This is a genomic window from Corynebacterium gottingense, from assembly GCF_007559235.1.
GTDB classification, from domain to species: Bacteria; Actinomycetota; Actinomycetes; order Mycobacteriales; family Mycobacteriaceae; genus Corynebacterium; species Corynebacterium gottingense.
The window spans coordinates 55489-78792 of sequence record NZ_VMHH01000005.1 but is presented as its reverse complement, the minus strand read 5'-3'; the positions used below and the strand labels follow the sequence as shown (position 1 = coordinate 78792).

21 protein-coding genes, 1 tRNA gene and 1 riboswitch are annotated in these 23304 nt (G+C 68.0%); of the genes, 7 read left to right on the top strand and 15 right to left on the bottom strand.

Annotated elements, in window-relative coordinates:
- Nucleotides 1-86 precede the first annotated feature (86 nt).
- A complete protein-coding gene (locus FPH17_RS07280) occupies nucleotides 87-566 on the top strand; it encodes a hypothetical protein (protein ID WP_133064029.1) in 480 nt (159 codons plus the stop codon).
- Here the strand turns inward: FPH17_RS07280 and FPH17_RS07275 are convergent.
- Both FPH17_RS07275 and FPH17_RS07270 read right to left on the bottom strand, forming a co-directional pair.
- Nucleotides 491-1930, bottom strand: a complete 1440-nt coding sequence (locus tag FPH17_RS07275; protein WP_203085513.1) for an MmpA family trehalose lipid delivery protein — start codon at nucleotides 1928-1930, stop codon at nucleotides 491-493. The genes FPH17_RS07280 and FPH17_RS07275 overlap by 76 nt on opposite strands.
- A complete protein-coding gene (locus tag FPH17_RS07270; protein WP_167496793.1) occupies nucleotides 1914-2510 on the bottom strand; it encodes a porin PorA family protein in 597 nt (198 codons plus the stop codon). Before FPH17_RS07270 ends, FPH17_RS07275 begins: the two co-directional genes overlap by 17 nt.
- Before the next feature lie 9 nt (nucleotides 2511-2519).
- Here FPH17_RS07270 and FPH17_RS07265 point away from each other — a divergent pair, with 9 nt between their 5' ends.
- A complete protein-coding gene (locus tag FPH17_RS07265) occupies nucleotides 2520-3716 on the top strand; it encodes an acyltransferase family protein (protein ID WP_244288077.1) in 1197 nt (398 codons plus the stop codon).
- Here FPH17_RS07265 and FPH17_RS07260 read toward each other — a convergent pair.
- The gene (locus FPH17_RS07260) at nucleotides 3649-6633 is read right to left on the bottom strand and encodes an alpha-(1->3)-arabinofuranosyltransferase domain-containing protein (protein WP_154879481.1); all 2985 of its coding nucleotides are present in this window, start codon (nucleotides 6631-6633) and stop codon (nucleotides 3649-3651) included. The genes FPH17_RS07265 and FPH17_RS07260 overlap by 68 nt on opposite strands.
- A 3-nt stretch (nucleotides 6634-6636) precedes the next feature.
- Complete coding sequence (locus tag FPH17_RS07255) at nucleotides 6637-6846, bottom strand: DUF2613 family protein (protein WP_095275761.1); 210 nt, start codon at nucleotides 6844-6846, stop codon at nucleotides 6637-6639.
- A 71-nt stretch (nucleotides 6847-6917) separates the two neighbouring features.
- Here FPH17_RS07255 and FPH17_RS07250 point away from each other — a divergent pair, with 71 nt between their 5' ends.
- Nucleotides 6918-8129: a glycoside hydrolase family 3 N-terminal domain-containing protein gene (locus FPH17_RS07250; RefSeq protein ID WP_154879590.1), complete on the top strand. Its 1212-nt coding sequence runs from the start codon at nucleotides 6918-6920 to the stop codon at nucleotides 8127-8129.
- Between the two features lie 67 nt (nucleotides 8130-8196).
- Nucleotides 8197-9900, top strand: a complete 1704-nt coding sequence (locus FPH17_RS07245; protein ID WP_414437240.1) for a VanW family protein — start codon at nucleotides 8197-8199, stop codon at nucleotides 9898-9900.
- A gap of 7 nt (nucleotides 9901-9907) precedes the next feature.
- Here FPH17_RS07245 and FPH17_RS07240 read toward each other — a convergent pair whose 3' ends face one another.
- Complete coding sequence (locus FPH17_RS07240) at nucleotides 9908-10735, bottom strand: esterase/lipase family protein (RefSeq protein WP_238397116.1); 828 nt, start codon at nucleotides 10733-10735, stop codon at nucleotides 9908-9910.
- 115 nt (nucleotides 10736-10850) lie between these two features.
- Nucleotides 10851-10962: riboswitch (SAM riboswitch) on the top strand.
- Nucleotides 10963-10978: 16 nt separating this feature from the next.
- Between FPH17_RS07240 and FPH17_RS07235 the strand changes: the two genes are divergently transcribed.
- Nucleotides 10979-11524 (top strand): hypothetical protein, encoded by a 546-nt coding sequence (locus tag FPH17_RS07235; RefSeq protein WP_154879479.1) that lies wholly within the window; start codon nucleotides 10979-10981, stop codon nucleotides 11522-11524.
- Nucleotides 11525-11742: 218 nt separating this feature from the next.
- Here FPH17_RS07235 and FPH17_RS07230 read toward each other — a convergent pair.
- Nucleotides 11743-11816 (bottom strand) — tRNA-Gly (locus FPH17_RS07230).
- A 90-nt stretch (nucleotides 11817-11906) separates the two neighbouring features.
- Between FPH17_RS07230 and dcd the strand changes: the two genes are divergently transcribed.
- On the top strand, nucleotides 11907-12470 hold the full coding sequence (gene dcd, locus FPH17_RS07225; protein ID WP_095536034.1) for a dCTP deaminase: 564 nt from the start codon (nucleotides 11907-11909) through the stop codon (nucleotides 12468-12470).
- 188 nt (nucleotides 12471-12658) lie between these two features.
- Entirely contained in the window at nucleotides 12659-13978 is a 1320-nt protein-coding gene (locus FPH17_RS07220; RefSeq protein WP_154879477.1) for a UDP-glucose dehydrogenase family protein, read from the top strand.
- 97 nt (nucleotides 13979-14075) lie between these two features.
- Here FPH17_RS07220 and FPH17_RS07215 read toward each other — a convergent pair whose 3' ends face one another.
- From FPH17_RS07215 to FPH17_RS07175, 9 genes are all read right to left on the bottom strand, one after another.
- Complete coding sequence (locus FPH17_RS07215) at nucleotides 14076-14510, bottom strand: hypothetical protein (protein WP_414437239.1); 435 nt, start codon at nucleotides 14508-14510, stop codon at nucleotides 14076-14078.
- A gap of 139 nt (nucleotides 14511-14649) precedes the next feature.
- Nucleotides 14650-14877 (bottom strand): hypothetical protein, encoded by a 228-nt coding sequence (locus tag FPH17_RS07210; protein WP_154879473.1) that lies wholly within the window; start codon nucleotides 14875-14877, stop codon nucleotides 14650-14652.
- Between the two features lie 55 nt (nucleotides 14878-14932).
- Nucleotides 14933-16231, bottom strand: a complete 1299-nt coding sequence (locus FPH17_RS07205; RefSeq protein WP_154879471.1) for a pyridoxal phosphate-dependent aminotransferase — start codon at nucleotides 16229-16231, stop codon at nucleotides 14933-14935.
- 9 nt (nucleotides 16232-16240) lie between these two features.
- A complete protein-coding gene (locus tag FPH17_RS07200) occupies nucleotides 16241-16873 on the bottom strand; it encodes a DUF1707 SHOCT-like domain-containing protein (protein ID WP_154879469.1) in 633 nt (210 codons plus the stop codon).
- A gap of 66 nt (nucleotides 16874-16939) precedes the next feature.
- Nucleotides 16940-17890: a substrate-binding domain-containing protein gene (locus FPH17_RS07195; protein ID WP_154879467.1), complete on the bottom strand. Its 951-nt coding sequence runs from the start codon at nucleotides 17888-17890 to the stop codon at nucleotides 16940-16942.
- 16 nt (nucleotides 17891-17906) lie between these two features.
- A complete protein-coding gene (locus FPH17_RS07190) occupies nucleotides 17907-18203 on the bottom strand; it encodes a hypothetical protein (RefSeq protein ID WP_154879465.1) in 297 nt (98 codons plus the stop codon).
- 9 nt (nucleotides 18204-18212) lie between these two features.
- Entirely contained in the window at nucleotides 18213-19508 is a 1296-nt protein-coding gene (locus tag FPH17_RS07185; protein ID WP_154879463.1) for a Na/Pi symporter, read from the bottom strand.
- 111 nt (nucleotides 19509-19619) lie between these two features.
- Nucleotides 19620-21575, bottom strand: coding sequence for an ABC transporter ATP-binding protein (locus FPH17_RS07180; protein WP_154879461.1), 1956 nt, complete (start codon nucleotides 21573-21575; stop codon nucleotides 19620-19622).
- Nucleotides 21572-23278: an ABC transporter ATP-binding protein gene (locus FPH17_RS07175; protein WP_154879459.1), complete on the bottom strand. Its 1707-nt coding sequence runs from the start codon at nucleotides 23276-23278 to the stop codon at nucleotides 21572-21574. Before FPH17_RS07175 ends, FPH17_RS07180 begins: the two co-directional genes overlap by 4 nt.
- Nucleotides 23279-23304 lie beyond the last annotated feature (26 nt).

The following is a 23304-nucleotide window of genomic DNA, read 5'->3' as shown; positions in this document are numbered from 1 at the left end:
CGCTGGTAAACGGGTTTTTCTACGAATTTTCCGTGATCCATATATGTGTGAATATAAATAAGTGTGAACACTGTTACGCTTGTGACATGACCAACCTGGAACGAGACCGCAGGGTAAACGGCGTCCCTTTGGCCATCCTGATTGTGGCCACGGTGATGGTGGTGCCCCTCGTAGGTGGATTCCGCTCCGATCCGTTCAGCTGGATTCTCCTGGCATGCTTCGCCGCCTACGCCTTCTTTTACTCGCGCATCACGCTGCACGTCTGCGTTGACGACCGTGGAGGTAACTCCGCCCTGCAGCTGCGCCTTGCAGGCCGAGAAACCGCGATCCCGCTGGATCGGATCACCGGCGTCGAAGAGGCAGGCCCGCAACCGAGCGTGTGGTCTTGGATGTTCTCCCCACCGCACTTAAGCGGCCCACGGAAGGTCGACGGCGCTGAGTGCTACTCCGTCGGTGGCCCGACAGTACGCATCAACACCGCAGACGGCGACTACGCCGTTTCCGTGCCCGACCCCGAGACCTTCGCCGCCGAGCTGCGCGAGCGCCTCCCCGCAGATACCGCGTAGCCTAACGACGCGACGTAACCCGCGAAAAGCGCAATCCCCACCGGCGGCAGCCCGCGCGCGGGTGTGCCGGTCTCCAGCACCCGCCCGTCCGGGTACACCACCAGCCCCACCCCGAGCTCACGCAGCCGCGCCACATCGACCGGCTCCTCCGACACAGCTTCGCGCGCCGCGACCCACCGTGGCGATGGGGGATCGATGAGGGTGGCGTCGACAAGCAAAGCCCCGGACTCCACGACATTCATACACTTCGGCGCCGCATCGACCGTCGGCTCACCGCGCACGAGCGTCAGCGGCGCACGCTCAGCGAAATACACATCGCGGCCCGCGTGCGCCACCGCCGGGCATACGACAGCGCCAGGGCGCAGCTTTGCGACGCCCACCGCACCGTCCGGCACCTGTAACAGCGCACACGCCAACGCGGCCGCGGCGCGACGCGGGGTGAGCGCCCCTGCCGCCGCGACGAACGCCGGAATAGCCAGGACGAGCCACTTCTGCGCGTCGCGGAGCAAGCCGCCACCGGGTACGTGTGTGACCACGGGGTTGGTCAGCCCCGCCCAGGACGCGAGCGCGACCGCGAAGCCAGCCGCCGCCAACGCCAGCCAGCGGCGCGGAACCGCACGCCACCCAAGCACAAGCAAGATGAACAGTGGGATGCCGAACAGGGCAAAGCCGACCTCGCGCGAAGCCGGGACCGCCGCCCCGTTCCAAATGCCGCCCAGCCCTACAAGCGCGCCAAGCGTGCCCACATACTGCTCGGCGCGGGGCGCGAACGCGGCAGCGCTTGCTGCAGTCGCGGTCCCGCCGCCTGTGGCGAGCGCACCCGCCACCACCCACGGCGCGCACGACAGCACCGCAACAACCACGCCCGCCCGGTTGCGCACGAAGCAGGCGGCAGCGATCGCCCCAGTGGGAGTGAACGAGGCCACCCACTGCGCCACCGGACCCGCCCTTCCACCCAGCGCGACCAGGGGAATGAGCCACGCGGCGACGGCGAGCGACCACTGGCCCTGCAGCAGACGCTCGATGACCAGCGGGTTCCACACCGCCACCGTCATCGCCGCCGCCTTGCCCAGCGGGTGGGTGCCCAGTCGGTGGCCGGCAAAGGCCGCGGCGGCGGCCGCGCCGACGACGAGCACGCGTACGAGCAGGACCGGGAACGGGACGAGGCCCAGCAGCGCGTCCTGCGGCACGTTGCGCGCGGGCAGATCGCCGAAGCCGAGCGAGGCGCGGGTGAGCGCCATGTCGGGCAGCACCATCATGTCGCGCAGCGCGAACGCCTCGCCAGGTAGGAAAAACGGCCAGGTCAGGCCCAGCACCAGCAGGGTGCCGTAGGCGGGCAGCAGGTACTTAGCGGCGGCGCGCAAGGAGCACCAACGCCCACACGATTGCAATTGCGGCGACGAACCGGGTCAGCAGCGCCATGATCTGCAGCGCGCGCAGCCACGTCGTTTCGCTGCGGGCGCGGTCCACCGCCGCGGACTTGGAGGCGTCATCGAGTGCCCAGACGCCGGAGGGGAGAGACCAGGTTTCGTCGATAAGCGTGCCCGTGCGTCGCTCCGCATTGACAGTGCGCTGGGTGCCGTCGGGCAGCGTGGCGCGGTACTGGTACGTGTCCAGGCCGCCGACGGAGCCCGGGCCGAGGTAGTCCAGCGGGACCGTGGCCTGCGCGCCGGGTTCGAAGTAGGGGTACGAGCGGCGCTCCGGGCGGTACGGCAGGTAGGCGCCGAGGCCCTGGCGCTCCTTCTCCGGGAAGGCGGTGGTGGGGTTGATCTGGAAGGAATCAGTAAACGCGTTCGGGCCTGTCTGCTCGGTGGAGAGCGTGTAGATGTTCTTGTCCTTGCCCGTCGTGGGGTCCGCGGCCGTGGACTTCTCCAGCGTCGTCGTGCGGGTGAAGTGCTCACCGTCGGGGCCGTCAAAGGTCATCGCGTACGTGCCGGTGGGCATGGTGCGCTGGTGGGCGATGACGATTGGCGATGCAATGTTGAACGCCAGCGCGCCGACGGCGATGCCCGCCGCCCACGCAAGTTTGCGCTTCTTTACAATGTCCACATCGAAAAGCTCACCGAAAACCACACTCGAAACTCTAACCTACTGCCGGAACTCGAGGGCCTGCGCGCCGTCGCCGCCCTCGGGATCCTGACCACGCACGTTGCCTTCCAAACCGCGAACCACTCGCCGCTGCTCGCGCGCTTCGACTACTTCGTCGCCGTGTTTTACGCCCTGTCCGCGTTCGTCCTCGCCCGGCGCGGGCCGCGGCCCGAGTACCTCGCGCGCCGAGCGGCGCGCATCGCGCCCGCGTACGTGGTGTGCGTGGTGGTGGCCCTGCTCGCGTTGCCCGCCTTAAGCGGGGTGGGCGTGGGCCAGGCGGTCGCGAACCTGCTCATGCTGCAGATCTACGTGCCCGATGGGCTGATCGCGGGGCTGACCCAGATGTGGTCGCTGTGCGTGGAGGTGGCGTTTTACCTGGTCCTGCCGCTGTACCTGGCGCGCGGCGGGCGGGCGCGCAGGAGGGTGCTCGCCGCGGCGGTGGTGGCGGGGCTGGCCTGGCCGTGGCTCATCCAGCCGCTCTCCAACCCGGAGGTGGTCAACCTGCAGATCTGGCCGCCGTCGTACGCGCCCTGGTTCGCGGTGGGGCTCGTCTGCGCGGAACTGGAGCGCGCCGGCCTGCGCTACCGCGGCCCGCGCTGGCCGTTCCCGCTGCTGGCTATGCCGGTGGCGTGGTTCGCCGGGGTCGTCGGGCCGGAGGGGCTGACCCACCCCACGCCGGCCGAGTTCAACGTGCGCGTCCTGCTCGGCGCGCTCTTCGCCGCCCTGTTCGTTGCGCCCTACGCGCTCGGGCCGAGGGAGGGCGGGACGCTGCTGTCTACGCGGCCCGCGATGTTGGCCGGGCGCTGGTCATACTCCGTGTTCCTGTGGCACATGGCGGTGCTGGACCTGGTGTTTCCGGTGCTCGGGGTGCCCGTCTTCGGCGGACACTTCTGGCTGGTCCTGGCCGTGACGGCGGCAGCGAGCCTGGCCGTGGGCTACGTCTCCTACGAGCTCGTGGAGGTGCCCGGCGCGCGGGTGATGCGCGCGGCGCTGGCTACTCGTCGCGGTCCGGCCACGCCAGGCACGCCACCGCGAAGCACCCCACAACCGGCAGGAGCGTAGCGCCCGCATAGCTTGCCGACGGCCACGGGGCCCTCGCCAGCACCAGCCCGGCGACCACCAGCGCGCCACCGGACAGCCACGCGGACGGCAGTACGGTGAAGCGCCGGATGGCCCACGCGGAGACCGCGGCGACGAGCCCCGCGACCGGGCCGGCGGCGACGGTGGCGAGCAGCGGCGCGGCGCGGTCGACGCGGGGCAGCTCCGGCGGATCGGCCATGCCGCCGTCGCCCCGCCTGCGCACCACTGCCACCAGGCACGCCAGCGCGACGAGGGCGCTGAACGCGCCGCCGAGCAGGAGGGAGTACCGGTAGGTCGCCTCGCCGGCGAAGTACATGCGGAACTCGCCCGAGGCTCCGGCGGGGACGGTGAAGGCCTGGGTCGCGGCGTCGATAAGCGTGGGCTCGAGCGCGTGACCGCCGACGGTGGCGCGCAGGCCAGCATTGAACGCGCGGGTGGTGATGATGGTGCGCGCGTGGTCGGCGGGGGCGAGCGTGGCGGGCAGCGGGGACCAAATGGGGGTCGGCGCCTCGCCGCGGGTGAGCGCGACGGCGTCGCGGCGGGTGAACAGGTCGTGGGGGCCCGCGGGCAGGTGGACGGGGCCGGAGGGGTAGCGGGTGCCGTCGATGGTGGCGGGCGCGTCGAGGTGCCACGTGGCGTCGATGGCGGTGGTGAAGCGGCGCTGGATCACCTGCGTCTCGGGGAAGTGGCGCTGGAAGAAGTAGGTGTCGGCAGTGCCGGGGACCTCCACGGTGCGGGACACGCCCGCGTCTAGCTCGGCGATACCGACGCGCTCTGTCAGCCCGATGCGCGTGGTGCCAGGCGCGCGGATCGTGCGCGGTTCGCCCGCGACGAGGGTGACGCGGCGCTGCGCTCCGCCCGTGAGCTCCACGGTGGTGGTGCGCGTTGCGGTGAGCGTGAGCGACTCCGCCACCGGCGGCACCTCGATCCACGGGTGGCGGTCGCCCGGCGCGGGCCACCACGCGGTCTCCGGGGCGCCGTCGAAGGCGCTGGTCAGCGACGCCCCGGCGACCGCGCCGCCGAACGCGTTCGCGTCCGCGGCGGAGGAGGAGGCGCGCACCTGCCCGCCGTCCTCGGCGACGCCGACGCGCGTGCCGGCCGACGGGTAGTCGGGCAGCCGGTTGCCCACGTTGCCGCCCTCGCCCTGCGCCAGTGGCGCGGACTGCGCGCCGCGGAGCGTACCGTAGTTGCGCTCGGCCAGCGCCGGGGTGTCCGTGACCACGTTCGCATGCCTATCGACGAGCCGCGCCGGGAAGTACCCCCACCGCGCCCACAGCAGCGGGAGGACCTCGCCGCCGCCGTCGACGGCGACCGGTTCCGCGTCCGTGATCATGGCGTCGCGCTGGGGCTCGAGGAGGTAGATGTCGACGCCCGTGTCGTCTCCCTCGTCCCGGAAGCTCACGGTGGGCTCGCCGAGGTTGCGCGCCACGTAGGCGGGGTCTACCGGCGGGGCGGTGGTGGCGGGCGGGCCGGTCGCCAGGTCGTGGCGCACCACCACCGCGCCGACGCCGATGGCGCGCAGCGCCTCCGGGTCCACTGCACGCACCTGGCCGTCGAGGCCGCGGATGGCTTCCGGGTCGGCGAGGGGGACGGCGTCGCGGAACGCGAAGCGGGTGCTGGTCAGCGCCTGGATCGGCTCGTCGCGGGTCCAGCCCCAGGTCTGGCGGGCGAACGAGGCCGACGGCACGACCAGCGTGCGGGTGCCCGCGGCGTGCTCCTCCAGCCACTCGCCGGCGGCGACCCACTCGGGCGAAATCTCCGTCCACGTGCCGTCGGGGAGCAGGCGCAGCGACCACGCCGGCGCCACCGCGACCGCGGCGGTGAGAACCACACCCGCCGCCCGGGGGCGGTCCACGCGGGCGAGCAGGTGGCCCACCCCGATAGTCAGGGGCAGGCGGACGAGTGGGTCGAATTTGTGCAGGTTGCGGAAGGGGGCGAGGGGGCCGTCGAGAAGCGGGACCCAGAAATGCGCGGAGCAGAAGAGAGCGAACCCGACGGCGAGCATGACCACCCACGCGCTGCGCCACGGGACGTCGCGGCGCGCGAGGCCGGCGAGGCCGAAGCCGGCCACGAGCGCGGTGGCCAGGACGAAGACGGGCTCGCCGACGACGAGGAAGCCGGCGGTGCGCTCGGCGTCCACGAACGGCGCCCAGCTGGTGGCGCCGCGCAGGACCTCCACGGGGTTGAGCCAGGCGGTGGTGACGGAGGCGGACTCGATGAACTCCGTAAACGGCGGCGAATAGCGGCCGAGCACCAACAACGGGCCGATCCACCACGCGGACACCGCCGCCGCGCCCAGCGTGAACCAGGCGGCGCGGGCGTACTCGCGGCGGCACAACAGCCAGATGAACGCGGGCACGCAGGCGGCGATGGTGGCGGTGGCGTTGACCGCGCCCATCGCCGCGACCGCGAGCACCGCGCCGGCGACGCGCGGTCGGGCCCGGGCGAGCGGGACCAGCGTCCACGGCACCAGCGCCACCGGCCACGCCTCCGAGGAGATCGCGGTGAGCGTGGTGAGGATGCGCGGCGACAGCGCGTAGAGCAGCGCCGCCGTCACCTGCGGGACGCGGCCGTGCACCCCGGTGCGGCGCGCCAGGATCAGCGCGCCCGAGTACGCCAGGCACACAAGCAGGGTCCACCAGGCGCGCTGCGCCACCCACTCCGGCACCCCGGCGAAGTGCGTGAGCAGGAAGAACGGGCCCTGCGGGAAGAGGTAGCCGTAGGCCTGGTTCTGCACCTGGCCCAGCGGAAACTCGTCCGTGTAGGCGTGCGTGGCGCGGGAAAGGAAGCGCGCCGGGTCCACGAACAGGTTGAGCTTGGTGTCCGCGGCGACCCGGCCGGGCGGCTGCAGCAGGACGGTGAGCGCCAGCAGCACCCAGCCGCCAATGTGTGCGCGCAACGGCTACTCCCGGGAGCCGTACTCCGGCCCGCCCAGCACGGCATCGTCCGCAGCCACGGCCCCGCCCTGGGGCACGGTGCTCTGCCCGGAGACGGAGGCGACGCCCAGCACACCGACCACCCCGAGCACGGCGCCGACGACTGCGGAGGCGATCACCGGGTTGGCGGCACGGCGCGGCAACGATGCAGGCAGGCGCAGAACTTGGTGGGACATGCGCATGAGCCTACCAGCACGACTACACTGGTACCGTTTCTTCCAACTCGAAGGGGGCGCGCGTGTCCAAGATGCTGCAGCGGAACCGGGCGGTCGCCGTGTGCGTCGGCGGCGTGCTCGCCGTGGCGCTGCTTGTCGCCGCCCTCACCGCGTGCTCCGAGCACGACGACACGGCCCCGCAAGAACCCACGCAGACTGCACAGGAAGGGGATTCAGCCGACGAACCCGCCGCAGTTGTACCGCCCGCCCCGCAGCCGGCCCCGAGCGCGCCGCAAAGCCCGGCGCAGCAGCGCGTCCCCGCGGACTTGCGCGCGCGGGTGGCGTCGCTGATGGTGGTCGGCGTGACCAATGAGGCGCAGGCCCGCGCGGCGCTCGACCAGGGCGTCGGTGGCCTGATCATCCCGAGCTGGGCCGACCCCGCGCTGCTTACCGCGCAGGGCCACAACATCGAGGCGCTGCGCGCGCAGTACCACCACCCGTTCTCCGTGGCCATCGACTTCGAGGGCGGCCGCGTCCAGCGCCACACCGACGTGATGGGCAGCTTCATGGCCCCGCGCGAGCTGGCCGCCCGCCCGCCCGAGGTCATTCGGGGCACCGGCTACGACATCGGCCGTTCCCTGCGCGGGCGCGGCGTCAACGTGGATTACGCCCCGCTCCTGGACCTTGATGTCTCCGGCCTGGACATCGTCGGCGACCGCGCGTTCAGCGGCCACCCGGACGAGGTCGTGCGAGTGGGCACGCTGTTTGCGCAGGGGCTTATCGACGCCAACGTCACCCCCACCTTCAAACACTTCCCCGGCCACGGCCGCGCTTCCGGCGACACGCATCACCAGCTCGCCGTGACGCCGCCGCTGGACCAGGTGCGCGAGCTGGACATGCGCCCGTTCGGCCCGCTTTTGCAGCGCTTCCCGCGCTCGAGCGTGATGATGGGCCACATGATCGTCCCTGGCATGGGCCCGGAAGGCGTGCCCAGCTCCCTGAACCCGGAGGCGTACCGCATCCTGCGCGACGGCGACTACCCGGGCGGCGTCCCGTTCGAGGGCGTGGTGGTCACCGACGACCTCTCCGGCATGCGCGGCATCCTGGACTACGCGCCGACGCCGGAGGCGGTCAAGCGCGCGATCGCGGCGGGCGCGGACCAAGCGCTGTGGTCCTCGGGCGCGGACGTGCCGCAGGTGATCGACGGTGTCGTCGCCGCCGTGCAGTCGGGCGAGCTGCCCGAGGCGCGCGTGAACGAGGCTGCGGCGCGCGCCCAGCAGCAGCTGATCAACACCGGCCTGTAAGTCCGCGGCCAGCCCAGCATGCGAATTCGTTGCTACATCTACTACCCCATCTACTACCCTGTGACAGGTGACTACTTCCCACAGGCAAACTTCGTCGCACCGCCGCGCCGGGTCGTCCGGTAAGGCGGGCAAGATCGCGCTCGGCGCCGTCCTGGGCCTGCTCGCCGTTGTCCTGGCCGTATACCTGGCGGATCTGGCGCTCAACCGCGGCAACGTCCCCCGCGGCACCACGGTCGGCGGCGTGGCCATCGGCGGCATGTCGCCGGACGAGGCGCGCGAGCGCCTGCAGGGGGAGCTTGGCGACGTCACCGAGCAACCCGTCGAGGTCACGGCGGCAGACAAGCGCGCCCAACTCGTGCCGGCGGCGGCGGGGCTGGGGATCGACTGGCAGGCGACTGTGGATGCGGCGGGGATCCAGTCCGCGAACCCGATCCCGCGACTGACGGGCCTGTTTACGCAGCACGAGGTGGACGTGCAGGGGAGCGTCGATAAGCACAAGCTCGACCCAGAACTGGCACGGGTGAAGGACGAGCTGTACGTGGCGCCGGTAGACGGCGCGATCCAAGTCGACGGCGGCAAGGCGAATGTGACCGACCCGAAGCTGGGGCAGGAGGTGAACCCGGCCGACCTGGAGACTGCGGTGACGGACGGCTGGCTCGACCCGGAGGGCGTGGACGTGGAGCCGCAACCCGTGGAGCCCGCGATCAATGATGCGGCGATCACGCAGGCGATGGATGGCCCGATCAAGGCCGCGCTGGGCGGACCGCTGACCGTCAACGGCCGCGACGGCGTGACGGCGACTATTCCGCAGGAGCGGATGGGCGAGGTCGTGCAGTTCAACAACGTGGAGGGGCGCATTCAGCCCGACGTGCACCGCGACGTGGCGGGCGCGATCCTTGGTGAGGCGCTCGACGGGACGCAGACCGAGATGCGCAACGCGCGCGTGTTCGAGGGCGGCGGGGTCGAGCCCTCGCAGGACGGCACCGAGGTGGACTGGGACGCGACCTTCGACGGATTCGAGGACCGCCTCCTTGGCCACGGCGAGCGCACTTGGGATGCCGCGTACCGCCCGGTCGAGGCCGACTTCACCACCGAAGACGCGCAGAACGCCACGTTCAACGAGGAGGTCGGGTCCTTCACCACCGGCGGCTTCTCGGGGCCGTCCGGCACCAATATTGCGCTGGTGGCGCAGACCGTCAACGGTGCGATTGTGAACCCGGGCGAGACCTTCTCGCTCAACGGCTACACCGGGCCGCGCGGCACAGCCCAGGGCTACGTGGAGTCCGGCATCATCCTCAACGGCCACTCCGACATGGCCGTGGGCGGCGGCATCTCCCAGTTCGCGACGACGCTCTACAACGCCGCGTACTTCGCGGGCATGACGGACATCGCGCACACGCCGCACTCCTACTACATCTCCCGCTACCCGGTGGGTCGCGAGGCCACCGTCTACGAGGGCGCGATCGACCTGCAGTTCCGCAACGACTCGAACCACCCCGTGCGCATCCAGACCGGCGTGAGCGGCGGCGAGCTCACCGTGAGCCTCATGGGTGTGAAGACGGTGCGCGTCGAGTCCGCTAACGGCGGGCGCTGGGCGCAGACCCAGCCGAACACAATGAATCTTTCGGGCGCAACGTGCAGCCCCTCCGGCGGCTCGCCCGGGTTCACCACCTCGGACACCCGGAGTATTTACGACCTCTCCGGCAACCTCATCGACCAGGAGACCCAGACCACGGTCTACGACCCCGAGCCGATTGTGAAGTGCGGCTAGGTCCCGTTTAGGCCCACGGGATGGGCGGCGGGGTGTGCTCCCCGCGCTCGCGGGTGAGGCCCCACAGCGTGAGCTCGGTGAAGACCGGGTCGCGTTCCATCAGCGCGTGCCGCGGGGCGTAGCCGTCATAAGCGTCGGCGACGTTGATGTTCACCACGTCCGCCCCGTCGACGGCGGCCAGCATGGACGTCGCATTGGGCGTGACCAGCACGTCCGCGGGCGAGTACAGCGACGTGTACACGATGCCCGGCACCGTATCGGGCACGTTGAGACGCGTACGCACCCACGGCGAGTCCGCGAGCTGCTGGATCACGCCTGGCGACGCCAACGCCGACGCCGCCCGCGGGTGCCGCGTAATGAACGGGGTGAAGCGGGGAGCGCGGCCGCGCACGTCGGTGCCGTGGAAGTTCGCGCCCATGGCGACCACGCGCCGCACCTTCGGCGCGCCCCCGTTGGCGATGAACAGCTTGGTCATGAGCCCACCCTGCGAGTGCGCCACGATGTCTAACTTCGCAGCCCCGGTCTGCTCCAGGACGTGGTCCACGTTTGTGTGCACGTCCTCGATGATGCTGTCCAGGTTGCCCATGCCGTAGAAGCCGGGGGCGAGCATGTCGCCGTAGTCGGCGCCCCACACCCAGAAGCCCTCGTCGCGCAGGCGCTCCGCGTTGGGTCGGAACGCCCGGGCGCGGCTGGTCACGCCGTGGATGTACATGACTGGGGTGGTGTACGAGGGCGAGAAGTCCGGGTCGTTGAAGGGCAGCGGTGGTCGGTTGCGCGCGGCGTTGGCCGCGCCGAGTGCGGCCGAGCCGGCGACGATCATGGTGGCGAGCTTCATGCGTATCCAGCATATGTGGTTGCGCGCTTCCTTGACCGGGAGTTTTCGCTCCGATACGCTGGTCGACGGATCAAGAAGTCCGACGCGCTCTTTCTAGTGACTGCTGTTGCAGTGTGATTTGAGCAAGGCCTCCCGGCCCGTCGGCTGGCAACCGCGCAGATCGCGCACGGTGCCCCCGGGAGAAGATCTGTCGGCGTTTGCAACACCGCGCGCCGAAAGTGCGACCTTCCAAGGAGAGCCCTCATGGCTTTGACGTCCTGGCTTCCCGCCACTTTGGACAACATCAACCAGACCGTACTGGCCTTTTCCGCTGGTGGTGAGCTGCACGTCCGCGTGTTTGGCACCCAGCTCGCGGCCTTCGACGTGGTTCAGCGGGTGGGTACGAACTTTGAGTACTCGCCGGAGCGCAACCGTCTGCGCGCGGCCGCTGCGGAGGGAGGCGTCCCCGGCGAGGAAGTCCCGCTGCCGCCCGCCCGCGATTACGCAGCGGTGGATCACACCCACTGCAGGCTCGTGGCGGATGGCCACCGCCCGCACTGGATCCCGGTCACCCGCGCCGCGAACTCCCGCGACGGCAAGGCCGGCGGGTGGACACGGGTGGAGATCCTGCAGGTCGAGGGCACGCGCGTGACGTTTGCTACCGACGACGGCGTGGTCCAGGGCTGGTTCCACAACCCCAACGTGCTGGCCACCGGGTGGCGCTACCACCCGAAGTGGCGGGTGCTGGAGGCCGCATCGGGCAAGGTCGCCGTGCTCGCCGCCCAGCCGATCGGGGCGTGCTGGGCGTAAGCTGACGGAGCTCTGGCGGTTGGACGCCTCCTTCTGAGTACCTATATGACGAAGGCAGGGTGACGAGGATGCGACAAAATTCCGTGTCTTCGTCACCCTGCCCTCGTCAAACAGGCCAAACCCCCAACCCCGCCCCGAGCCAGACACACCGCACACAAAAACCGCACACGAAAAAGCCCGCCTCCCGGTACGAAGCGGGGAAGCGGGCCTCATCAAATTGGAGCCGGCGACGAGAATCGAACTCGCACTCTCAGCTTGGGAAGCTGATGTTCTACCACTAAACTACGCCGGCATTCTGCCGCGCCGAATCAGCGCGACAATGGCAATACTTTAGCACCGTCCCGCGCTGAAACGGAAAACGAGCCTGCCGTATGCTTGTGGCGTGCTTCTTTCAGACCATGACATTCGCGACGCTATCGACTCCGGCAAGCTCGGCATCGACCCCTACGATGCTGCCCTGGTGCAGCCGAGCTCGATCGACGTGCGCATGGACAAGTTCTTCCGCGTCTTCAACAACTCGAAGTACACGCACATCGACCCGAAGCTGGAGATGCCCGACCTCACCACGGCCGTGGAGGTCCCCGAGGGCGAGGCGTTCGTCCTCCACCCCGGCGAGTTCGTCCTCGCGTCCACGCTCGAGTGTTTCACGCTGCCTGCGGACCTGGCCGGCCGCCTGGAAGGCAAGAGCTCGCTCGGACGCCTCGGCCTGCTCACGCACTCCACCGCGGGCTTCATCGACCCCGGCTTTTCCGGCCACATCACCCTCGAGCTGTCGAATGTGGCCAACCTGCCGATCACGCTGTGGCCTGGCATGAAGGTGGGCCAGCTCGCGATCTTCAACATGTCGTCGCCGGCCGAGGTCCCCTACGGCTCGGGCGCGCTCGGTTCGAAGTACCAGGGCCAGCGCGGGCCTACGCCGTCGCGCGCGTACCTAAACTTCCAGTAGGGCATTTCGCTTTTCGACGCCCACCGCGCAGGAGTTACTGCAGCCCTCTTTGTAATCGCTCATTTGGGCCGTCCTTGGCGGCTCCTTGTGTTTTAGTCTTCTTTCTTACAACTTTGAAAAAACGGCAGCACCGTCCCGCGTCACCCTCGTCCTGCCCCGGCTCACAGAAACGGGCATAATGGTCAGTTATGCGGATGACAGTAATTGGCACCGGTTACCTCGGTGCAACCCACGCGGCTTGCATGGCTGAGCTTGGTCATGAGGTGCTTGGCGTGGACGTAGACGAAGCGAAAATCGATCGACTTAAGGCAGGGGAGGTCCCGTTCTACGAACCGGGCTTGCCCGAGGTCCTTGAGCGCAACATGGCCGCCGAGCGCTTGGACTTTACTACCTCGTACGAGGAGGCTGCGGCGTTCGGCAACGTGCACTTCATCGGCGTGGGCACCCCGCAGCAGCGTGGTTCCTACGCGGCGGATACCCGTTACGTCGAGGCCGTGATCGATTCGTTGGTGCCGCACCTGGAAGGCGAGCACGTCATCCTGGGGAAGTCGACGGTGCCGGTGGGCACGGCCGCGGAGCTGCAGGACCGCGCCGATGCGCTGGCCGCGCCGGGCACGTCGGTGGAGATCGCGTGGAACCCGGAGTTCCTCCGCGAGGGCTACGCGGTGAAGGACACGATCGAGCCGGACCGCATCGTGCTGGGCGTTCGCCCGGAGCACTCCCAGGCGGAGGCTATCGCGCGCGAGGTCTACGCCACCCCGCTGTCCAAGGACACGCCGTTCATCGTCACCGACCTGCAGACCGCTGAGCTGGTGAAGGTGAGCGCCAACGCGTTCCTGGCCACCAAGATCTCCTTTATCAACGCGGTCAGCGAGGTCTGCGAGATCGTCGGCGCCGACGTCACGAAGCTCGCCGATGCCATCGGCTACGACGACCGCATCGGCCGCAAGTTCCTGGGCGCCGGCCTTGGCTTCGGCGGCGGCTGCCTGCCCAAGGACATCCGCGCGTTCATGGCGCGCGCCGGCGAGCTGGGCGCCGACCAGGCGCTCACGTTCCTGCGCGAGGTGGACGCGGTGAACATGCGTCGCCGCGAGCGCGTGGTGGACATGGCGCGCGAGGAGCTCGGCAGCCTGATCGGCCGCCGCATCACCGTTCTCGGCGCGGCGTTCAAGCCGAACTCGGACGACGTGCGCGATTCGCCCGCGCTCGCCGTCGCCGGCCAGCTCTCGCTCGCGGGCGCCGCGGTGCGCGTCTTCGATCCGGAGGCGATGGACAACGCCCGCCGCGTCTTCCCCACGCTCGACTACGCCGACACCCTCGACGATGCGCTGACCGGCGCTGAGCTGGTCATCCTCGCCACCGAGTGGAAGCAGTTCAAGGAGATGGATCCGGTCGCCTCGGCCAAGCGCGTGGAGCAGCGAGTGCTTATCGACGGCCGCAACGTCCTCCCCGTCCCCGCGTGGCAGGACGCCGGATGGACGGTGCGGGCTCTCGGCCGCTCGCTGTAACCCACGTGAACTCACGTGCGCACGCCGGCCGGCCCGCTTCTGTGAGACCACGGCAGTGGGCCGTTTCCGTGTTCCGGGGGTGTACGTGGGGGGTTGGCTACTGGAGCATCGCACGAACCATGGCAACAGTGTTGGGTGTGGTGGCTTTTTCGAGCTGCCTGAGAACGGTCTCTTGGTCACGCGATGCACTGAGCCTTACTACCAGAGCGTGAGCTCTGAGGAATCGCTCAGGAGATTCAGCAATGAGGGTTAAAATCATTGTCTCAGCATCAACGAGGGCGACGCCCCGGAGGCGCATCCACTCTGACGGGAAGTCTTTCGCGTTGTCGGTGGCCAACGCATCTGCCTTTGCAACTAACGCTGACGATAAGACATGCCAATCTTTCGGGTGAACACTCGATCCGTGAGGAGGCAGTGGCAGCGGAACGTCGCTGGTGACCAAAGCGTCGGGAAGGAAATCGTTCATCAGCGCTTCCAAACGATCGGTCGCGTCTTTGCTCAGCTGAAGTCTAGCGCGCAGATTTTTGGACATCTCGTTCAGGACACCCTGGCTCCACCGCACTTCGACAATCTCTTCGTGGGCGCTGTACAGCAGATAGTCTCGGAGCACCCTGGAGAACAAGATGTTTGCGTCAGCGAAAACTCTCATCGCGAAAAAGGGGTCCGCAAAATTACTCTACGAAGCCGATGCTGTTAGAGAATTCGGCGAGTGCAGCGGCTGCACGATCGCGGCGTTCGTATTCAGCGTCCGCGCCTTCGAGCACACTGAGGATCGCAGCAGCACCCTCCTGAGGAATCGACACGGTCGCCGACGACGCACGTTTTGCGTGGAGAATTGCTTCGCGGAGGATGTCCGCAGTTCGGCGGAGATCCTCGTGAGGCACTGGTGCAGTCGTCATGCCACTGAGCGTACATGGTGCCCGGCCCACCCACCAGCACTCCGCGAGTGCTCTGCTAGTGCTGGTGGTAGTCGGCGAGGAAGTTCCCCAGCCGCTCTAGCGCGTTTTCTAGCTGGGACGCCCACGGCAGCGTGACCACGCGGAAGTGGTCCGGGGTGGGGTAGTTGAAGCCGCGGCCCTGGACCATGAGGATCTTCTCGGATTTGAGCAGGTCGAGCATGAAGCGCTCGTCGTCGTGGATGCCGTACATCTCCGCGTCGATCTTGGGGAAGCAGTACAGCGCGCCCTTCGGCTCGACGACGGAAACGCCAGGGATCTCGCGGAGCTTCCGCACGGCGACGTCGCGCTGCTTGTGCAGGCGGCCGCCCTCGGCGGTCAGCGAGTAGATGGACTGGCGGCCGCCGAGCGCCACCTGGATGGCGTGCTGTCCTGGGACATTCGCGCACAGGCGCGTGCCAGAGAGCAGGTCGATGCCCTCGATGAAGCCCTTCGCGCGGCGGCGCGGTCCGGTGATGACCATCCACCCGGCGCGGTAGCCGCAGACGCGGTACGCCTTGGACAGTCCGTTGAAGGTGATGGTGATGACGTCGGGGGCGACCTCGGCCATGCAGGTGTGCTGGGCGCCGTCGTAAAGGATGCGGTCGTAGATCTCGTCGGCGAAGATCATCAGCTCGTGCTCGCGGGCAATGTCAGCGATGCCCTCGAGGGTCTCGCGGGAGTAGACGGCGCCCGTCGGGTTGTTGGGGTTGATCACCACGATGGCCTTCGTTTTGTCGGTGACCTTAGAGCGGATGTCCTCCAGCGACGGGTTCCAGTCGTCCTCCTCGTCGCACAGGTAGTGCACGACCTTGCCGCCGGCGAGGGTGGAGGCCGCCGTCCACAGCGGGTAGTCCGGGGCGGGGATGAGGATCTCGTCGCCGTCGTTGAGCGCGGCCTGCGTGACCATGCTGATTAGCTCGGAGACGCCGTTGCCCAAATACACGTCGTCGATGTCGCAGGGCGGGAAGCCGTCGATAAGCTCATAGCGCGTGACCACGGCGCGGCGGGCGGACGTGATGCCCTTGGAGGTGGTGTAGCCCTGGGAGGTGGGGAGGTTGGCGATCATGTCGCGCATGATCACGTCCGGGGCCTCGAAACCGAACACGGCGGGGTTGCCGGTGTTCAGTTTGAGGATGGTGTGGCCGTCGCGCTCCATCTCCTCCGCAGTCGCGGAAACGGGGCCGCGGATGTCGTAGAAGACGTTTTTGAGCTTGTCGGCCTGGTCGAAGTGGCGGTGTGCACGCTTGCTGCGTGTCGACGCCACCTTCTCGGGATTGGCTGGCTGGTCTGGGTTTTTGGGATGTTTCTTGGCCATAGGGCCATATTAGTCGCGGCGGCGGAACCTGTTGAGGGATTCTTGAGCAAAGTTGAGGGTATCGCCGGTGAGTTGGTCGATCTGCTCGCGGCGCTCCGCCTTCCTGCGCGCCGCGTCGTAGGCGCGGTCCGCCTCCAGCTCCAGCTGCTTGGCGCGCACGAGGCGGCGCTTGGAGCGCTCCATGTCGCGCAGCGACGGCGAGTACCAGGAGTCCGGCCCCACCTTCATCACGTAGAGCAGGATGAACAGGACCGGGATGACCGCGAGCGCGGCGGGGAGCAAGGCCGCCCCGGCGAGGGTGATGCTGCCGATGGTGCCCAGCCAGAAGATGCCGGCGCGGGTGCGGCGGCCGGAGCGGCGCGCCTCGACAAGCTCGCGGGCGGTGAAGACGGGCACGTCGTGCTGGGCCGCCGGCATGCCGGCGCTGGAGCCCATGACGGGTGCCTGGGGGATGTCGGCGAACAGCGGCACGAGGTCCGCACGGGTCTGCGCCTGGGTGCAGCACTGGCAGCGCTCGTCGTACTCCCCGAGGGTGAGGCGGCCCTCGCTCAGCGCCTCCCCGAGAGCGGACATTGCCTCGGTGCGGTCCGCGTCAGAAAGCCGGATGTTCTCCGGCTGGGTGGGCTGGAAAGCGCTGCTCATCGGGGAAATGCTCCTTACAGTTCACAGAGAGAGTAACGGCCCCACCATAGCACCGTAGGTGGTGCTTTAGGTGCTCCAGCGTTCGTCGGCGCCGGTGACGCGTTCGTCGAAGCGCGTGCGGGCGGCGTCGTAGTCCTGCTCGGGCAGCTGGTAGAAGTACACGCGCGGCAGTACTCCCTCGACGCGGTCGAGGTAGGTGCCCATGAAGTCCGCGAGCGCGTCGTTGCCGTTGAGGGCCTCGGCGCTGACGTAGACGAACAGCGGCCTGGACAGCGGGTACTCGCCCTCCTGCGTGGCTTCGCGGGAGGGGGAGACGCCGTCGACGAGGACGTTGTCGATCAGGTCGCGGGTTTCGCCGTCGGTGGCCAAGTAGTTGCCAACGCCCATGAAGCCGATGCCGTTGGGGTCGTCGGCGATCCAGCCGGACAGCTCGTCGATGTCGTCGGTCGCCTCGTAGTCGTCGCGGATAGTGTCGCCGCCGAGGACCTTGTCCTTGAACACCTCGAGGGTGCCGGAGCCGTCGGGGCGGCCGTAGAGGGAGATCTCCTCGTCCGGCCAGGACGGGTCGATGTCGGACCACTTGGTCACCGGGGAATCCGCCGCCCAGATGTCGTGGAGCTGCTCGGTGGTGAGGTCCTGGGCCCAGGTGTTGTCGGCGTGCTTCACAATGGTCACTGCGTCGAGCGCGATGGGCAGCTCGATGAACTCGATACCATTGTCGCTGCACTGCTGCTGGTACTCCTGCGGGATGGCCACGGAGGAGTCGTTGAGGTCGGACTTGCCGTCGCAGAACGCCTCGAACCCGTCGGTGGAGCCGTCGGCGGAGATGCGCACGTCGTGGTCGGTGCGGTCCGCGATGAAGGAGGTGATCGGCTCGACGGTGGCGGAACCGGTGACGCGGATCGCGCCGCCGGAGACCGGATCGTTGTCGCTCTCGGCGTCGCTGCCCGCGCAGGCGGTCAGGCCGGTCGCCGCGAGGGAGAGCGCGGCGGTCAGTGCGATGAATTGCTGCTTCATACGTGCTGTGCCTGCCTTACTGGTGCTTCTTGGTTGCTTCGTTGCGGAACTCGCGGAAGAAGGTGAGCACGTCGCGCCAGCGCGGGCGGGTCATCTCCAGGTACTCCGGGATGCGGTTAAGCTCCTCCAGCTGTTCCGGCGTGAGGCGCTCGTGGTCCGTCTTGCGGCGCATCTCGAGCTCGGCGCGCAGGACGCTCGTGGTTTCTTCGAGCTCGTCGATGAGCTGCTGGAGTTCGTTGTTCGGCGCGTCGGCGTCGATAAGCTTCTGGGCGCGCTGGCCGGACTTTGACTGTGCGTTCTCAGGGGTGGTCATGGGGGCTCCTTAGAAGAAGACGTTGGTGATGAGGACGGCGAGCAGCGGGAGGGCGAAGAAGACACCGCCGACCCAGAGGAAGACGTACCACTTGTTCTTGTCCGCCATGGTGGCCAGCCAGTCTGCGCCCTTCGGCGGGATGGCGCGCAGGAACGGCAGGGACATGATGACAAGTGCGCCGAAGACGTTGAACATGGTGTGCACCAGCGCGCCCTGCATCGCGGATTCGGCCTCCACGCCGGAGGCGGAGAACGCGGCGATGAGGCCGGTGATGGTGGTGCCGATGTTGGCGCCGACCACGAACGGGAACAGCTCCTTGACCTTGAACTTGCCGGAGGCGGCGAGCGGGACGGTGAGGGAGGTGGTGGTGGAGGAGGACTGGACGGCGGTGGTGATCACGGCACCGGAGAGGATGCCGGTGACCGGGCCACGGCCCAGCGCAGCGTGGAGCATCTCCTGCGCGCGGCCAACCAGCAGTGCGGAGAGCATCTTGCCGATGAAGCCGATGACTACCAGGATGAGGGCCACGCCGCCGACGGCGAGGACGATGCCGCCCCACACGTCGCCCAGCGGGCTGACGATGAGCGTGGCCAGGTTGACCAGCGGCTCGGTGATCGCGTCGACGCCGTTACCGATCGCGTCGAAGATGCCGGCGAGCACGCCGTCGCCCTCACCCGCGAGAGAGCCGGCGAACACACCGGAGACCTTGGACAGGAAGCCGGTAAAGATCTCCAGCGGGAAGAAGATGGCCAGCGCGAGCAGGTTGTAGAAGTCGTGCACCGTGGCCATGGAGAACGCGCGGTGGAACTGCTGCTTGTTGCCGGACAGGCCGAGTGCCACCAGCGTGGAGGTGACGGTGGTGCCGATGTTGGCACCGAAGAGCATGGGCACCGCCACCTCCAGCGGCAGGCCGCCGGCGATCATGCCGACGGTGATGGAGGTGGTGGTAGAGGAGGACTGCATGATGGCGGTGGCGAGGATGCCCACCGCCAGGCCGACGAACGGGTTCTCTGCAAAGGAGAACAGCTCCTTCGCCTGGTCGCCGGCGGCCATCTTGAAACCCGCGCCGATCATGCCGACGGCGTTGAGCAGCAGCCAGATCGCCAGGACGACGGAGATCCACTCTGCGGCCTTCTTGGCGCCACCGCTCAGGGGCAGCCAGCTAAGCGGGTCGGTGGCCGGCTCGTCGTCGGCGTCTGCGGGCGCATCCGTGTCCGCGTCGGGTTTCGTCTTGGTGGCAAGGGCGGTGCTGCCGGTTGCCGCCTCGCGCGCGCCGGTCTCGGCGTACTTGGCATCTCTGCTCATGTGCGCTCTCAATCAACGTCGTATGGACTTGGTCGAGAGTGCACCTTATGAGCAAGAAGCGGAATTGCTGTGTATTTCTGGTTAACTTCCAGGGAATTGTATAAAGGTAGCCTAGCTATGTGAGAACTGGCTCTGGTACAGCTCGGAGTACGCGCCCTTGCGCTCGAGCAGCTCCTCGTGCGTGCCCTGCTCCACGATCCGCCCGGTCTGCATCACCAGGATCACGTCCGCGTCCCGGATGGTGGACAGGCGGTGCGCGATGACAAAGGAGGTGCGCTGGGCCCGCAGTGCGTTCATCGCCCGCTGCACCAGCACCTCGGTGCGCGTATCCACCGACGAGGTCGCCTCGTCCAGGATGAGGATGCCGGGTTGCGAGAGGAACGCGCGCGCAATGGTGATCAGCTGCCGCTCGCCCGCGGAGATGGAGCCGCCGTCCTGGTCCACGATGGTGTCGTAGCCGTCGGGCAGCGCGTGCACGAAGCGGTCCACGTAGGTCGCCTTCGCGGCCTCGATGACCTCCTCGTCCGTCGCGTCGAGGCGGCCGTAGCGGATGTTTTCCATGATCGTGCCCTTGAACAGGACCGCGTCCTGCAGCACCATGCCGATCTGGCTGCGCAGGTGGGGGCGCGTGAAATCGCGGATGTCGTGGCCGTCGATAAGGATTGCCCCCTCGTTCACGTCGTAGAACCGCATGATCAGGTTGACCAGCGTCGTCTTGCCCGCGCCGGTCGGCCCCACGATCGCAGCGGTCTGCCCCGGCGCGACGCGCAGCGAGAGGTCCTGGATCAGCGGCTCGTCGGTGTAGGAGAAGGACACGTCGCGGAATTCCACCAGGCCTTCGGGCCGCGCGCTTGTCGACGCCTCCTCGACATCCGCCACCTCTTCCTCAGCGTCGAGCAGCTCGAAGATGCGCTCCGCCGACGCGACGCCCGACTGGACCATCTGCATCATGCCGGCGATCTGGCCGAGCGGCTGGTTGAACTGGCGGGAGTACTGGATGAACGCGGTGGCGTCGCCAAGCGTGAGCTTGCCCGAGGCGACTTTCACCCCGCCGAGCACCGCGATGGCCACATAGGACAGGTACGAGATGAACTGCATGGTCGGGTGCATCGAGTTAGCCAAAAACTGCGCTTTTTGTGCCGCGCCCGCGAGCTCGTTGTTGCGCTCGTCGAAGGTGCGGCGCAGCTCGTCGGTGCGGCCGAAGATGACCGCCACGTCGTGGCCGGAGAAGGATTCCTCCACGTGCCCGTTGACGTCGCCCGTCGCCTTCCACTGGGTGGTGAACTGTTTCTGGCTGCGTGTGCCCACCAGCCCCATGACCAGCCCGGTCAGCGGGATGGCCAGCAGTGCCACCAGGGCAAGCTGCCAGGAGATGGCGAACATCATCACCAGGATGCCCACCACCGTCAGGATCGCGTTGAACAGCGAGGACAGGGACTGCTGCAGGGCCTGCTGCACGTTGTCCACGTCGTTGGTGGTGCGGCTCATCACGTCGCCGCGCTGGCGGGTGTCAAAGTAGCGCAGCGGTAGGGTGTTGATCTTCGTTTCCACCCGCTCGCGCAGGTTGAACACCGTGCGGATGGTCAGCTTATTCAAAATCGCTCCCTGCGCCCACATCAACAGCGACGCTGCGAAGTAGAGCACCAGAACCAGAATGATGAGCTGGCCAAGCCGGCCGAAGTCGATGCCGGTACCGGGAGTGAGCTCCATCGCCGAGGCCATGTCCGCGAACCGGTCCTGGCCCGCAGCGCGCAAGCCCTCGATCGCTTGCTCCTTCGTGGTGCCCGGCGGCATGTGTGTGGACATCACGCCCGAGAAGATCACGTCCATGGCCCGGCCCATCACGCGCGGGGCGTACACGGCCAACACCACGGACGCGGCGTTCATGACAAACACCGCCGTCAGCGCCATTTTGTACGGCGCGAGCAGCCCCAGCAGGCGTTTTGCGGACGGCCAGAACTGCTTGGCCTTGCGCGGTGCCTTGTTGGAGTAGTCGTCGCCCGCCATCTTCTCTTCGTATTCGGCGAGCTGGTCGTCGGTCAGCTCGGACCCGTGCTGGTTGCTCATGCGTCCACCTCCGCCTGGCTCGCCGCGATCTCCCGGTACGTCCCGCTGGTTGCAAGCAGCTCGTCGTGGGTGCCGCGCGCGACGATGCGCCCGGCTTCCATCACCAGAATTTGGTCCGCCTGCCTGATCGAGGACACTTTCTGCGCCACCACGATCACGGTGCGCTCCCGCACGATCTCGCGCATCGCCGCGTTGAGGTTCGCCTCGGTGGTCGCGTCCAGCGCGCTAAACGAGTCGTCGAAGACGTACACCTTCGGATCCGCCACAAACATCCGCGCGATACACAGCCGCTGGCGCTGCCCGCCGGAGACGTTGGTGCCGCCCTGGGCAATCGGCATGTCCAGATCGTCCACGAACCCGGCTTGCGCGACGCGCAGCGCTGCCCACAGCTCATCATCCGTGGCGTCGGGGTTGCCCATGCGCAGGTTCGACGCCACCGTGCCGGAAAACAGCCACGGTTTCTGCGGCACCATCGCGACGGCCTTCACCAGGTCTTGGCGCGGGATGTGGGTGACCGGATGGCCGTCGATAAGCACGCGCCCTGAAGTCGGCGAGTACAGCCTGGGCAAAAGCCCCGCGAGCGTGGTCTTGCCGCTGCCCGTCGAGCCGATGATCGCCGTCGTCGTCCCCGGCACCGCGTCGAACGAGATGTGCTCCAGCACCGGCTTCTCCGCGCCCGGGTAGGTGTAGGAGACTTCCTCGAAGCGCACGGAGCCTTCGCCTATCGACGCACCTCCGGTCGCCGACGCCTTCACCTCATGCCCAAGCACCTCCTCGATGCGGTCGGCGCAGACGATGGCGCGCGGCAGCATCATCAGCATGAACACGCCCATCATCACCGCCATGAGGATCTGCATCAGGTACTGCATGAACGCGGTGAGTGAGCCGACCTCCACCAGTCCCTCGTCCACGCGGTGGCCACCGAACCACAGCACCGCGGCCGTGGCCAGGTTCAAAATCAGCATGATCACCGGAAACATGGTCACGAACACCCGGCCGATGTTCAGGCTCAGCCTGGTGATGTCGTGGTTCGCCTCCGTGAAACGCTCGGCCTCGTGGTCCTCACGGCCGAACGCGCGCACCACGCGGATACCCGCGATCTGCTCGCGCAACAGGCCGTTGATCGCGTCCAGCTTTTTCTGCATGCGTTTGAACAGCGGCATCAGGGCCGCGGCGGTGATTCCCACCACGACGGCCAGGACGAGCACCGCCGTGACCACCAGCCACGACATGCCCGCGTCCTGGCGCAGCGCCATGATGATGCCGCCGATAGCCATGATGGGTGCCGCGACCATAAAGTTCATGAACAGCAGGAACGTCATCTGCACCTGCTGGACGTCGTTCGTGCCGCGCGTGACCAGTGTGGCTGCGCCGAAATGCGCCATCTCCTCGCTGTCGAAATCGGACACCCGGTCGTACACGGCGGCCCTGATGTCCCGGCCGGTGTTCATGGCCACCTGGGAGGCGAACCACACCGCCGCGATCGCCGCAGCGATCTGCACCAGCGCCACCACCAGCATGGTGCGGCCGGTGCGCCAGATGTACGGCACGTCCGCTTGGGCGACGCCGTTGTTGATGATGTCCGCGTTCAAGTCCGGCAAGTACAGCGTGGCCAGGGTAGTGACCAGCTGCAGCACGATGACCAGCGCGATCTTGCCGCTGTACCGCTTGCCAAAGCGTGCGGTGAGGCGGATGAGATCCATGAGTGCCCCTCTCTTTTTGTCCGAGG

Coding starts and splice junctions, on each gene's coding strand:
- FPH17_RS07200 (WP_154879469.1), bottom strand. CDS start 16,873: ATGAGCAGCGCTTTCCAGCCCACCCAGCCGGAGAACATCCGGCTTTCT.
- FPH17_RS07190 (WP_154879465.1), bottom strand. CDS start 18,203: ATGACCACCCCTGAGAACGCACAGTCAAAGTCCGGCCAGCGCGCCCAG.
- FPH17_RS07235 (WP_154879479.1), top strand. CDS start 10,979: ATGGCTTTGACGTCCTGGCTTCCCGCCACTTTGGACAACATCAACCAG.
- FPH17_RS07250 (WP_154879590.1), top strand. CDS start 6,918: ATGCTGCAGCGGAACCGGGCGGTCGCCGTGTGCGTCGGCGGCGTGCTC.
- FPH17_RS07255 (WP_095275761.1), bottom strand. CDS start 6,846: ATGTCCCACCAAGTTCTGCGCCTGCCTGCATCGTTGCCGCGCCGTGCC.
- FPH17_RS07270 (WP_167496793.1), bottom strand. CDS start 2,510: ATGCCCACCGGCACGTACGCGATGACCTTTGACGGCCCCGACGGTGAG.
- FPH17_RS07280 (WP_133064029.1), top strand. CDS start 87: ATGACCAACCTGGAACGAGACCGCAGGGTAAACGGCGTCCCTTTGGCC.
- FPH17_RS07185 (WP_154879463.1), bottom strand. CDS start 19,508: ATGAGCAGAGATGCCAAGTACGCCGAGACCGGCGCGCGCGAGGCGGCA.
- FPH17_RS07220 (WP_154879477.1), top strand. CDS start 12,659: ATGCGGATGACAGTAATTGGCACCGGTTACCTCGGTGCAACCCACGCG.
- FPH17_RS07205 (WP_154879471.1), bottom strand. CDS start 16,231: ATGGCCAAGAAACATCCCAAAAACCCAGACCAGCCAGCCAATCCCGAG.
- FPH17_RS07180 (WP_154879461.1), bottom strand. CDS start 21,575: ATGAGCAACCAGCACGGGTCCGAGCTGACCGACGACCAGCTCGCCGAA.
- FPH17_RS07195 (WP_154879467.1), bottom strand. CDS start 17,890: ATGAAGCAGCAATTCATCGCACTGACCGCCGCGCTCTCCCTCGCGGCG.
- FPH17_RS07215 (WP_414437239.1), bottom strand. CDS start 14,510: ATGTCCAAAAATCTGCGCGCTAGACTTCAGCTGAGCAAAGACGCGACC.
- FPH17_RS07210 (WP_154879473.1), bottom strand. CDS start 14,877: ATGACGACTGCACCAGTGCCTCACGAGGATCTCCGCCGAACTGCGGAC.
- FPH17_RS07175 (WP_154879459.1), bottom strand. CDS start 23,278: ATGGATCTCATCCGCCTCACCGCACGCTTTGGCAAGCGGTACAGCGGC.
- FPH17_RS07240 (WP_238397116.1), bottom strand. CDS start 10,735: ATGAAGCTCGCCACCATGATCGTCGCCGGCTCGGCCGCACTCGGCGCG.